The organism is Paenibacillus sp. FSL H7-0735, assembly GCF_038008505.1.
Lineage (GTDB): Bacteria > Bacillota > Bacilli > Paenibacillales > Paenibacillaceae > Paenibacillus_AQ > Paenibacillus_AQ odorifer.
On sequence record NZ_JBBOZH010000001.1, the window covers coordinates 4,935,461 to 4,947,067 of the forward strand.

An 11,607-nucleotide genomic window follows, 5' to 3' on the forward strand; every position below is an offset into this window, starting at 1 on the left:
TCCTTCAATGTTCTGAATATTATAAACAACGGAAGCAAAGACATACGTCTAATAACCCTCTATGATCGGCGATAACGATTCAGCCTAGTTAATGAAAATACTGCAAAGCCTACACCTAACATCGATAACATCATCCAGTATTGAGGATGAGTGGGTCCCATACTTACAACAAGGGGTTCAATGATCCCACCTTCAGAGCCCAAGATTGGATACGTTGATTGCCATTCCATCGAGGATCCAGCGACACCTGTCTCCACAATTCCACTCTGAGCAACAACTGCATCACCTGGAGTTCTGAACATCGTAAAATAAAGAACGCTGGACAGAAATATTGCCAGAAAGCATGCGATCCATAAGCTAAGCCGATGGCGAACAATAGCAGAGGTCCCAGCAGATTTCCCGTCACCGGGCATCAACCATGGACTCTCTAAATAAATCCGCTCCATGACTTTAACATTTATGGCTTCAGCACGCTCTTCACTGATCTCTTCCCTCAAATCTTGCATAAGCAGGCTGCTCTCTTGCCATAGAGCCCATTCTGCAGCGCAGTAAGGACAAGTTTCAATATGTCTTTCAAGTAAAATCCGCCTAGGATGTGTGGGGGGAGCGTCCCACAAGAGCGGAATACATTCTTGCGCTTCCCTGCAATTCATTCGCCTTACACCCTCTCAACCTGCTCTTCAACTTCAGGCTCATTGAAATAGGATTCGAGTTGAAGCTTCACACTACTCCTGGCACGAAACAATAATGATTTCACTGAGCTTACACTCTGATCTAAAATTTCTGCGATTTCTTGATAGTCCATTTGATCATATTCACGTAGGATAAGTGCAGAGCGTTGTTTTTCGGGAAGATTATTTATCGCCTCACGGACCAAATTCATCCGTTCATTGCGCAATGCAGCCTGCTCGGGTGCAACTTCAAACGGTGCTACTGGTGTATATCCACTCTCTTCCAGAGATACATTACCGGCACGGTTCTTGCGAAGCTCACTTAGCACAGTGTTGCGGGCGATAGTGTACAGCCATGTTGAGAATGAAGCATCTACCTCTCGAAAGGAATGCAAGCTACGAAATGCCTTGTAGAAGGTCTCCGAACAAAGGTCCTCTGCGATAAGCTCCATATGTGAATTTCTAAGCATATGATATACAAATGCTAGTATTTTACGTTGATAACGACGCATTAATTCTGAATATAATTCTGTGTTTCCTTGTTTGATTTGCTGGATCAACTGGGAATCCGTCATGGTGAGATTGGCCCTCCTCGCCCTTGCACGTCTTTTCCCATCCGGTCCGTACTTATTATACCGGTTTGGGCTTTAAAAGTTGCGGTGTTACTGCAATTTTTTAGTTTTTTTATGAAATACACCTATGTATATTCAACTACCCGATAATTAAGGCATGATGTATATGAAGAAGACAAAAAGAAATAAGGCATACTTCTAATTTTACATAAATATAGAAACGAATCTAGAAACATACCTGCTCTATTGTACCACATATTCTCATAGGATGACATTAATAGACTTAAGATAGGTCCTCTCGCCAACAAGACCCGACATTGGATTTCTGACTTAGAATCCGGCTTTAAAAATAACACATTTATCAATTTTTAAAAACTGTTGACAAAATGTAAACGTATACATATAATAAAAGTACAGTATGGTTTCTCTCCACTCCTATCCAATACTTAACGGTTCCAATTTATTGTGAACTGTAGCCGCTTACTTTGTAAGCGGTCTTTTTTTGTCCTGAAAGCGCTCTACCTTTTTTTAGATGATCAATATCAGATTATTTTACTATAGCGAGCGAATTAGCTTACACAAATCCCCACAATCATCTATTACCCCGTCTGCGTCCACTTGAAGAGGTATATGCTCATTACGTTTCCAAATGCCTTGCAGCCCTGCGTTACGGCTCGCTTGTACGTCATTCATTGGATGATCACCTACAAATATAGCCTCCTCTGCGCTCACCCCATTGGTATCCTTCCTTTTTCAAAAATAAAGGATTAAACCGGGGACGGTGATAAACCTACGGGCAGGTTCGTTACATAGACGTCAGATTTTGTTTAGCTGCGTGTGTTATCCACCCTCTAATCCTAATCGTATGGAAAAGAGTCAAAATAAACAATATACTAGCTATAAAGTTATTTATTGAGGTGAATTTGAAATGGATGAAATCGATGAATCAAAACAACTGGTACTACAAATCGGCGGTGCCTTGAAAAAGTACAGAAAAGAAAAAAACATGAGCTTAGATGACTTAGCGGAATTAACAGGCGTAAGCAAACTTACTCTGGGGAATATCGAACGTGGCGAGACAAATCCAACTTTGGCGATAATATGGAAAATTTCAAAAGGCATATCTTTGCCCCTATTAGCTTTGTTCAAATCTGAAGACCCTGTTAGTCTGTATCGAGCAGGTGAAGGTCTCCGGTTTTCTAATGATCAAAAGAATTGGATCATTGAACCCGTCTTTAAAAACGTAAGCAACGATATTGAAATGTGTCGGGCTTACTTACAGCCAAATAGTTCGTATCACCCTGAAGGTCATCATGTGAATACAACTGAAATTGCGACAGTAATGACTGGTTCCATTGAAATTCGAGTCGATGGAGAAATGTACACATTGAATCAATATGATACGATCAGTTTTCGTGCAGATCGCCCTCACTCTTATACCAATCATACAAATAGCGAAACAGTGCTCCATATCTCCTTAAAATATGGTTTCTAAAAGTCGAAAATTTCACCTATAAAATGCAACTCAGTATTCCATTCTATATGGAAACTCTGAGTTGTATTTTTTTAACTAATTTAAGCATTTCAAGATATAGAACAATCTCAATAAAGTAAACTTTAAAATACTTATTGTTAAATTTAATATATTATACTATACTTTCATTGTCCGCGCGGATATTAGTACGCATTAATTCTGGGAGGGAAAATGAAGAATGCCGAATAAAAAATTCGTACCATCATCTTTAGGGCTGCTACTACTCGGCATTATTATTATTGCCGCAAATTTACGTGCTCCCTTAACCTCGGTCGGTCCTTTAGTGGGTCTCATAAGGGATGACGTTCATATTTCCAATACTTTAGCAGGCTTGATCACAACGGTACCTTTACTTACCTTTGCTTTATTATCGCCTCTAGTACCAAAACTAGGACGTAGGTATGGAGTTGAACTTTTAATTTTGTTCGCTCTGATCTTTTTGACTGTTGGTATTGTAATACGTTCTTTATCTGGGGCTGCAAATCTGTATATTGGAACTGCAATTCTTGGATTTGCAATTGCCGTTTGTAATGTATTAATGCCAAGTTTAATCAAACGCGATTTCCCTAATAAAATCGGTGCCATGACTGGTGTATTTGCAATTTCAATGAGTTTATCTGGAGCGATCGCCTCGGGAATCAGTGTACCGCTAGCTGCAAACGCAGGTTTAAAATGGCAGGGTGCATTGGGAATTTGGGGGATCCTAAGCTTTGTATCGATCCTTTGCTGGTTGCCTCAATTAAGGAAGCATACGAAGCAAACAGCCTCGACAAGTCAACAGATGGCCGGCAATGATGTGAATGTTTGGCGTTCCCCTCTTGCCTGGCAAGTAACCTTGTTTATGGGGATGCAGTCTATGATTTTCTATGTGCTGATCGCATGGTTGCCTGAAATTTTAAAACAGCAAGGCATTGACTCAAGCCAATCAGGATGGTACCTCTCAATAATGCAGTTAGCGCTGCTTCCATTTACCTTTATTGTCCCCGTTATTGCAGGGCGAATGTCAAATCAACGTTCGTTAGTGTTCATCACAACCATTTTGCTTTTGACGGGAACGCTCGGACTGCTTTACGGAAGCTCCAATATCATTCTGTTGTGGATTATCATACTCGGAATTGGTGGAGGCTGCGCCTTTAGCTTGTCCATGATGTTTTTCGGTTTACGTACTAAAAGTGCGCATCAAGCAGCGGAACTATCTGGTATGGCGCAATCGATCGGATATCTGCTTGCCGCAATTGGTCCTGCCCTTATAGGATATTTGCATGACACGACAAATAGTTGGAACCTGCCACTTTTCATACTGCTTGGCGCTTCGGTTTTACTCTTTATTGTCGGTCTAGGAGCAGCAAGAAATCGTTTTGTAGGTAGCCAAGCTAGTTACGACGAAGAAAACTCAAGTACCAGAGAATTTCATGGAAATACTGATCTAAATGAAGAAAGCGAGTTTGGGAACAGTTGCAACAAACCAAACCTAAATTAGAGTCTGCGGGTATAAATCCGGAAGCATTTTGCGGCACTCCTTTCTTTTCTTCGTTGATCCAATAAACATTTAGCTTGTGCGAAGACGCTATCGGACACAGTTGACCTTAAATGCAGCATTAATCCACATTTGGGATGCTAACGGACCGCATAGCAGCTATTGGCACGAAAAACACCCAATATAAGCCTCTTCATATGAAATAGTGTCAGTGGAGTCCGAAAGACTGCTTTAAAGGCAAAAAACGAGCCAATAACGTCATTAGGGTCCGTAAGTACTAGGTGGTACTTATACTGGTACTTATACTGGTACTTATACTGGTACTTATAGTGATACCGATGGCGATGGCGATACCGATGACGATACTGACGGCGGCATGTTGAAGTAAGCAACCAACAAACCAACAAACAAAAAAAATAGCGATTCTCTATTCACATGAGAATCGCTGTTTTGCTGTTTATTACGATTTGAAAATGAACCCGAGCGAACCTTAATACTACACGTATACCGTATAATCATGATGCTGCAACAGGATCTTCGCCCGCTCCATATCGTTCTCCTGACGGAAAGAGAGACGCATAATCCCCGGAACATCTTCACGGCTTTCGATAATTTGTACGTTGCTAAGGTTAATTCCTTGATCCCCCAGCTCTGTAGCAATACGACCGATAATCCCCGGATGATCGGGTACATCAATATGTAGGTCAAATAAAGGTGCTATCATACCTTTACGCCGTTCAGGCAATTGACTACGGAAGCCATTAGCTTCATGAAATGCCTCTTCAATCCCAACACCATCTTCACTTTCCAGCAAACGAACAAAAGAAGAAACTTCCTCGTTCCAATCCTTCAACAATCGAAGCATCACTGAACGATTGTTTAACAAGATATCACGCCAAATAATTGGATCACTGGACGCAATCCGTGTAATATCCCGAAAGCCCCCTGCAGCTAACGTACTATACAAGGAGTCAGTATCATCATAAGCTTTAATCTGATTTACCAGCGCAACCGCAATAATATGTGGCAAATGACTAATGGCACCTACAATCTCATCATGACGTTCTGGATTAAGGCGTACAATCTGCGCTCTAGTAAGGTGGAGTAAGGACTCCAACGCGTGATAAGCCTCGTCTGGCACTCCCGGTGGAGGCGTTAATACGTAATAGGCATTCTCAAACAACAGCGATGAAGCTGCCTCAACACCTGAACGCTCTGATCCTGCCATAGGGTGACCGCCGATAAAATGTACTCCAGGAATATCCAAAGAGACTGCGCATGCGGCAATACTAGCTTTCGTACTTCCAACATCTGTAATGATGCAGCCGGGCTTGAGCGGCAATTTGCTTAACTGCTGCAAATAATCCTCTAGCATACCCACCGGCACACATAAAAAAATGAAATCGGCATCGATTGCCGCTTCCTCCACAGACAATGTGGCACTATCGACCACACCTCTGCTAATATACTTACTCGCGGATTCAGGACGGTGGGCATGGCCAACGACGGTCAGGCCCTCCTTGCCTTTAAAGCAAAGGGCCAGTGAGCCTCCGATCAGACCGACACCGAATATTGCTATTTTTGTCGTCATGTTCTTTGAACTACCTGCCTTCTTTAGTCTTGACTTGCTGTTATTACTAGGCGCGTACTCCACTCTCTATAAGAGTTTGTTCCAGCGCGGTGATAAAAGCTGTATTCTGCTCAGCCGAGCCCACAGTAACCCGAATATAAGTCGGATAAACCTGATGACCCGCTCTTACGATGATTCCTTTACGCATCAAAGCATCAAAGACCTCTGCAGCAGGCTTACGAACATCTACCATAATGAAGTTACCGTGTGCCGGGAAGGATTCTAGGCCCAGGCGTTTGAATTCACCTTGCAATTGAACAATACCCGCGCTATTAAGACGACGGCATTCCTGCACATAATCTTGGTCATTCAAAGCAGCAAGAGCTGCAGCTTGAGCAATACGAGAGGTATTAAATGGCTCGCGTACCTTGTTGATCAACGAAATGATCTCAGGACTCGCAACACCGTATCCAATACGCAATGCAGCTAAGCCATAAATTTTGGAGAATGTGCGAAGCACAACCAAATTCTTGTAACGAGTCAGTAACTGGATGCCATTGGAGTATGAAAGATCTGTTACATACTCACAGTATGCCTCATCAAGGACAACCATTACATTGGAAGGCACAGCATCCAGGAAAGAAACCAAAGCTTCCTCTGGTACAATCGTACCTGTTGGGTTATTCGGATTACAGATCCAGATAACCTTAGTACGGTCTGTTATACGGGCCAGCATTCCATCCAGATCATGTGTCCCTTTTACAAGTGGCACCTCAATAGATACCGCACTTTCGATGTCTGCGTTACTCTTATACACGGAGAAGGTCTGGTCCGCCATGATGGTCTCATCACCTGGCAAGAAAAAGGCACGAGCAATAAGTGCAATAATCTCATCTGAGCCACAGCCAAAAATAATATTGTCGTTATTCACGCCAAGACGGCTGGACAGTGCTGAAGTCAATTCAACGGCTGAGCCGTCCGGATAAAGATAAAGATTCTCAAGTTCTGCTAGAATTGCTTCTTTTGCACTCGGTGAAGCTCCATACGGGTTCTCATTGGATGCAAGCTTAATAACCTCACTTAAGCCAAGCTCCTTCTTGACTTCGTCTATAGGTTTCCCTGGTTTGTAGACAGGGAGATTAACTATATTCGGTTTTGGATTCATTGAATAGTCCTCGCTCTCCATAGTTGATTACTCCACTATACACAGGTCAGAATGACACTGTTATGGTCTTTTTAATTGTGCCACAAATTCTCGAATTTGCAACAGTCCCTCATTCCGCGTAGCAGGATAATCGAGCAACGGAATTACCTCTTCTATTTTGCGGACAATGGCACTCCCTACTACAACACCATCGCAAATCTGAGCAAAACGGGCAACCTGTTCGCCAGTAGAGATCCCAAATCCTACAGCCACTGGCAGATCCGTAGCTTGACGAACGGAAGCAATAAAGGCTTCTACATCCGCATGGAAAGAGGATCTTTCTCCAGTCACCCCTAATGAAGATACACAATAGATAAACCCGCTCGCACCGGATACAATCTTTGCAATACGTTCGCTTGAGGTTGGTGCAACTAAAGGAATGAGGTTGACTCCAACTTCATCACTACGGCGCCGCATCTCCGCTGATTCCTCAACGGGAAGATCCGGGATAATAAGTCCACTAATTTCATGCTTGTTCAGATCAGCAAAAAACGTATCAAGACCCATTTGCAGGATAGGATTGTAATAAGAAAACAAGATAAATGGCAAACTGCTGCCGGCTTGACGAGCCTTTAGCGCGGTCTCCATGCAAGTGCGCAGGTGAACTTCACCCCGCAGTGCCCGGGCAGATGCTCTCTGAATTACAGGGCCGTCTGCAAGCGGATCAGAGTAAGGTACTCCCAGCTCCAGAATATCTGCACCTGCTGTCTCCAGTTCAGTAATGATGGCAAGAGTAGTCTCCAAATCTGGATCTCCAACAGTCAGAAAAGGAATCAATGCGGTCCGGTTCTCAGCTTTAAGCTTCCGGAATACCAAATCCATCCGGTTTGTAGTTTGGGTTGTCATTCAGTTCCCTTCCCTTCTGTATACGCCATAATGGATTCTACATCTTTGTCTCCCCGGCCTGACAGGCAGATGACAACAATATCATCCTTGGTAAGGGTTGGACCCAATTTCACTACATGAGCTATCGCATGTGCTGATTCTAACGCTGGAATAATACCTTCCGTTACGCAAAGCAGCTTCAGTGCATCTAGCGCCTCTGCATCTGTAATCGGTACATATTTTGCACGTTCGATATCTTTTAGATAGGAGTGTTCAGGACCCACACCAGGATAATCCAGGCCTGCGGAGATGGAATGTGCTTCTGTTACTTGTCCATGCTCATCCTGCAGGAGATAACTCATCGAACCCTGGAATACGCCATGAGTTCCTTTACTCATTGTTGCCGCATGAAAAGGGGTATCAATGCCTTTACCAGCCGCCTCTACACCAATCATACCTACACTTTCATCCTCAACGAATGGATAGAACATACCGATGGCATTACTGCCACCGCCTACAGCAGCTACGAGCAGATCCGGCAGCCTTCCTTCAGCCTCCAGAATCTGGCGCCGTGTTTCATCCCCAATAACCCGCTGAAAGTTACGGACCATCATCGGATAAGGATGCGGTCCTACAGCTGAACCCAATATATAGAAGGTATCATCTACATTGCTAACCCAGTAGCGAAGCGCTTCGTTGCCGGCATCTTTTAAAGTGCGCGATCCGGAAGTAACGGGAATCACTTCTGCACCAAGCAGCTTCATCCGGAATACATTAAGAGCCTGGCGGCGCGTATCCTCTTCCCCCATAAACACCTTACATTCCATACCTAGCAGAGCTGCAACTGTAGCTGTGGCTACACCATGTTGACCCGCGCCAGTCTCAGCGATCACCTTCGTTTTTCCCATCATTTTGGCCAAAATCCCTTGACCAATCGCGTTGTTAATCTTATGGGCACCTGTATGATTCAAATCTTCACGCTTCAAATATATTTTAGCTTCTCCCAGATGTTTGCTCAGACGTTCCGCATAATACAGCGGGGTCTCCCGTCCGGAATACTGCTTTAATAGATAATCTATTTCTTCCTGAAAAGCTGGATCTGCCGAAAACTTACGGTAGGCCTCCTCCAACTCAATCAATGCATTCATCAAAGTCTCGGGCACGAAGCGGCCTCCGAATGAACCGAAACGTCCATGCTGGTCCGGTACTTGTATCATGATTGCTTCACCCTTTCCACAAAAGCTGTCATTTTTTGAATATCCTTAATGCCGTCAGTCTCTACTCCACTCGATACGTCTACCCCATACGGGACATAGGTATCAAGCAATTCACCAACATTATCTGAATGAAGCCCTCCAGCCACAAACAAGGGCAAGCCATGTCGTACTGCAATTTCTTGGTACTCAGGTAATTTGTTCCATGCGAAGGTTCGGCCAGAGCCGCCGCTCTGCAATGGATCATACGTATCTAATAAAACCGTATCTACTGCAGCTGCGTAATCTTCCAAGGTATATTCATTTTCAGCTTTATCCCGCTCTTGATCAGCAACGGACAGTGCCTTCCATACCTGAACCTGTGGATAAGCTTGGCGAACCTGCTGGCAAAAAGCCGGGCTCTCCTGTCCATGGAGCTGAATTACATCTAAATGCACCACAGACAACAATTCGTTCAACTCATCCAGCTCCGGATTAACAAAAACTCCTGCAGCCTTAGGAATTTCACCAGTCTTCCAATTTGGAAGTTCTGCAATCAGTTCGGCAGCACGCTCTATGGATACCTTCCGGCGGCTAGGTGCAAAAACAAATCCGATATAATCTAGTGGTAAGTGTAACATAGATTTTAGCACTTCAACGTCCTGAAGTCCACAGATTTTTACTAATGTCTCAGCCATGCCGGACAGGGTCCTTTCCGTTAGGAAGCTCACCGAGCAAACCGTTAACCGCATCCTCTACGTTAGCTTGACGCATTAGATACTCCCCAACGAGCACTCCGTGAGCACCAGTAGTTCTTAGGTAGCCGATGTCTTTTGACCCGGAAATTCCACTTTCGCTGATCACTGGAACACCTTGCGGCACAAGAGCTGCCAGCTCGGCTGTTGTCTCCAAAGAGGTCTCGAAGGTACGTAGATTACGGTTATTAATTCCTAGCAGGACGTTAGGTTGGGTTATCTTTTCTGTGCTCAGTACAACCGCCAGTTCATTTCGGTCATGCACCTCAATCAAGATATCCAATCCAAGCCCTGAAGCTATATCTATAAAATGAGACAGTTGTGCCGGTGTCAAAATAGCGACGATCAACAACACGGCATCCGCTCCGAGAAGACGTGCTTCGTAGATTTGCTTCTCATCGATAATAAAATCTTTGCGAAGCAGCGGCAGATTTACAGCTTCCTTCACTTGCTGCAGATAAGCTGCGCTGCCCTGGAAATATTCTGTGTCCGTCAGAACAGATAAACAATCAGCGCCTCCAGCTTCATATCCTTTTGCAATGGAAACAGGATCAAAATCTTCACGGATCAACCCTTTGGAAGGAGAAGCCTTCTTCACCTCAGCGATCAAGCCCATATCTCTGTTCTTCCCTTGGGTCAGAGCCTTACGAAAGCCTCTTGTTGCCGAAAGAAGCGCAATATCACGCTCTGCTTGTGCCAACGAAAAGTTTTTACTGAGCAATTCAACCTCTTTAATCTTAGTCGCGACAATTTTATCAAGATACATAATTAAGTTCCTCCGTCATAGCTACAAGCTGATTAAGCTTGGATAATGCCTTGCCTGAATCCACTACATCTTTTGCTCTCTCTACGCCTCCGGCCATGGTATCTGCCAGACCAGCAACATATATACAGGCTCCGGCGTTAGCAAGAACGATATCGCGATAAGGATTAATCTGCCCTTGAAGGACCGAGGTAATAATCGCCGCATTTTCAGCTGCATCTCCACCCAGCACAGCTTCCAGTGGATGTCTGTTAAGACCTAATGCCTCTGGCGTTACCTCATACGTGGTTACGATGCCCTCTTTTAGCTCAGACACTAATGTAGGGGCCGAGATGCTGATTTCATCCAGACCATCCAAGCTGCTAACAACCATCGCACGCTTGGACCCCAGCTCCTTCAGTACATTAGCCACCGTCTCTGTCTTATTCCGATCATAAATCCCCAGCAGCTGACGGTCAGCACCCGCGGGATTCGTAAGCGGACCAAGCATATTAAAAATCGTCCGCACTCCAAGCTCTTTACGCGGTGCCGCCGCATGCCGCATCGAAGGATGATAGATTTGCGCGAATAAAAAACAAATGCCGATTCGATCCAAGCATTCCCGAGCCTGATCCGCATTCAGATGAATGTTGACGCCCAAAGCTTCAAGTACATCTGCACTTCCTGCTCTACCGGAAGCTGAGCGGTTGCCATGTTTGGCAACTCGTACAGAAGCCGCTGATGAAATAATCGCTGAGGCGGTAGAAATATTAAACTTATGGATGCCGGAACCGCCCGTACCACATGTATCTAGCAGACGCGCTTTTTCAGTAAGGACAGGTGTGCCGAAACCTCTCATGGCTTCCGCAAACCCCGTAATTTCCTCCACGGTCTCTCCCTTAATCCGTAAAGCGGTCAGCAGTGATCCGATTTGCGCCTGAGAAGCATCTCCCAGCATAATTGCACCCATTATATCCCGTGCTTCTCCACGTGTCAGACTTTTGCCTTCGATTAGTCCAGCGATTCCTGATTGTATCAATTTTGTTGCATCCATAATGTTCATC

General features: G+C 44.5%; 12 protein-coding genes. 2 read left to right on the forward strand and 10 right to left on the reverse strand.

Features of this window, described 5'->3' with window-relative positions; all coding sequences use genetic code 11:
* Nucleotides 1-59 precede the first annotated feature (59 nt).
* The 3 genes from NSS82_RS22470 to NSS82_RS22480 form a co-directional block, all read right to left on the reverse strand.
* Nucleotides 60-506, reverse strand: a complete 447-nt coding sequence (locus tag NSS82_RS22470) for a hypothetical protein (protein WP_051490909.1) — start codon at nt 504-506, stop codon at nt 60-62.
* Between the two features lie 152 nt (nt 507-658).
* Nucleotides 659-1,246 carry an RNA polymerase sigma factor gene (locus tag NSS82_RS22475; RefSeq protein WP_036676255.1) on the reverse strand — a complete coding sequence of 196 codons (588 nt, stop codon included), beginning with the start codon at nt 1,244-1,246 and terminating at the stop codon, nt 659-661.
* A gap of 552 nt (nt 1,247-1,798) precedes the next feature.
* On the reverse strand, nt 1,799-1,975 hold the full coding sequence (locus tag NSS82_RS22480) for a hypothetical protein (protein ID WP_143761338.1): 177 nt from the start codon (nt 1,973-1,975) through the stop codon (nt 1,799-1,801).
* A gap of 196 nt (nt 1,976-2,171) precedes the next feature.
* Here NSS82_RS22480 and NSS82_RS22485 point away from each other — a divergent pair, with 196 nt between their 5' ends.
* Both NSS82_RS22485 and NSS82_RS22490 read left to right on the forward strand, forming a co-directional pair.
* The gene (locus NSS82_RS22485) at nt 2,172-2,738 is read left to right on the forward strand and encodes a helix-turn-helix domain-containing protein (protein WP_038572428.1); all 567 of its coding nucleotides are present in this window, start codon (nt 2,172-2,174) and stop codon (nt 2,736-2,738) included.
* Nucleotides 2,739-2,955: 217 nt separating this feature from the next.
* Entirely contained in the window at nt 2,956-4,257 is a 1,302-nt protein-coding gene (locus tag NSS82_RS22490; protein WP_081382624.1) for a CynX/NimT family MFS transporter, read from the forward strand.
* 493 nt (nt 4,258-4,750) lie between these two features.
* On the opposite strand, the gene NSS82_RS22495 is transcribed toward NSS82_RS22490, so the two are convergent.
* Genes NSS82_RS22495 through trpD form a run of 7 tightly spaced genes read right to left on the reverse strand, consistent with a single transcriptional unit; the run spans nt 4,751 to nt 11,597 of the window.
* Nucleotides 4,751-5,845: a prephenate dehydrogenase gene (locus NSS82_RS22495; RefSeq protein ID WP_036676253.1), complete on the reverse strand. Its 1,095-nt coding sequence runs from the start codon at nt 5,843-5,845 to the stop codon at nt 4,751-4,753.
* Nucleotides 5,846-5,891: 46 nt separating this feature from the next.
* Nucleotides 5,892-6,989, reverse strand: coding sequence for a histidinol-phosphate transaminase (hisC, locus tag NSS82_RS22500; protein WP_076223090.1), 1,098 nt, complete (start codon nt 6,987-6,989; stop codon nt 5,892-5,894).
* A gap of 60 nt (nt 6,990-7,049) precedes the next feature.
* Nucleotides 7,050-7,874: a tryptophan synthase subunit alpha gene (gene trpA, locus NSS82_RS22505; protein ID WP_076273551.1), complete on the reverse strand. Its 825-nt coding sequence runs from the start codon at nt 7,872-7,874 to the stop codon at nt 7,050-7,052.
* The gene (trpB, locus tag NSS82_RS22510) at nt 7,871-9,070 is read right to left on the reverse strand and encodes a tryptophan synthase subunit beta (protein ID WP_076101466.1); all 1,200 of its coding nucleotides are present in this window, start codon (nt 9,068-9,070) and stop codon (nt 7,871-7,873) included. Before trpB ends, trpA begins: the two co-directional genes overlap by 4 nt.
* Nucleotides 9,067-9,744 (reverse strand): phosphoribosylanthranilate isomerase, encoded by a 678-nt coding sequence (locus tag NSS82_RS22515; RefSeq protein ID WP_076273550.1) that lies wholly within the window; start codon nt 9,742-9,744, stop codon nt 9,067-9,069. The genes trpB and NSS82_RS22515 overlap by 4 nt, the downstream gene beginning before the upstream one ends.
* Complete coding sequence (trpC, locus tag NSS82_RS22520; protein WP_076273549.1) at nt 9,737-10,567, reverse strand: indole-3-glycerol phosphate synthase TrpC; 831 nt, start codon at nt 10,565-10,567, stop codon at nt 9,737-9,739. The genes NSS82_RS22515 and trpC overlap by 8 nt, the downstream gene beginning before the upstream one ends.
* Nucleotides 10,557-11,597, reverse strand: a complete 1,041-nt coding sequence (gene trpD / locus NSS82_RS22525) for an anthranilate phosphoribosyltransferase (protein ID WP_178944283.1) — start codon at nt 11,595-11,597, stop codon at nt 10,557-10,559. Before trpD ends, trpC begins: the two co-directional genes overlap by 11 nt.
* Between the last annotated feature and the right edge of the window lie 10 nt (nt 11,598-11,607).

What these genes read in the sequence shown, in the direction of transcription:
- NSS82_RS22470 (WP_051490909.1), bottom strand. Translation starts at nt 506, where the DNA reads ATGCAAGATTTGAGGGAAGAGATCAGTGAAGAGCGTGCTGAAGCCATA.
- NSS82_RS22475 (WP_036676255.1), bottom strand. Translation starts at nt 1,246, where the DNA reads ATGACGGATTCCCAGTTGATCCAGCAAATCAAACAAGGAAACACAGAA.
- NSS82_RS22485 (WP_038572428.1), top strand. Translation starts at nt 2,172, where the DNA reads ATGGATGAAATCGATGAATCAAAACAACTGGTACTACAAATCGGCGGT.
- NSS82_RS22490 (WP_081382624.1), top strand. Translation starts at nt 2,956, where the DNA reads ATGCCGAATAAAAAATTCGTACCATCATCTTTAGGGCTGCTACTACTC.
- NSS82_RS22495 (WP_036676253.1), bottom strand. Translation starts at nt 5,845, where the DNA reads ATGACGACAAAAATAGCAATATTCGGTGTCGGTCTGATCGGAGGCTCA.
- hisC (WP_076223090.1), bottom strand. Translation starts at nt 6,989, where the DNA reads ATGAATCCAAAACCGAATATAGTTAATCTCCCTGTCTACAAACCAGGG.
- trpA (WP_076273551.1), bottom strand. Translation starts at nt 7,874, where the DNA reads ATGACAACCCAAACTACAAACCGGATGGATTTGGTATTCCGGAAGCTT.
- trpB (WP_076101466.1), bottom strand. Translation starts at nt 9,070, where the DNA reads ATGATACAAGTACCGGACCAGCATGGACGTTTCGGTTCATTCGGAGGC.
- NSS82_RS22515 (WP_076273550.1), bottom strand. Translation starts at nt 9,744, where the DNA reads ATGGCTGAGACATTAGTAAAAATCTGTGGACTTCAGGACGTTGAAGTG.
- trpC (WP_076273549.1), bottom strand. Translation starts at nt 10,567, where the DNA reads ATGTATCTTGATAAAATTGTCGCGACTAAGATTAAAGAGGTTGAATTG.
- trpD (WP_178944283.1), bottom strand. Translation starts at nt 11,597, where the DNA reads ATGGATGCAACAAAATTGATACAATCAGGAATCGCTGGACTAATCGAA.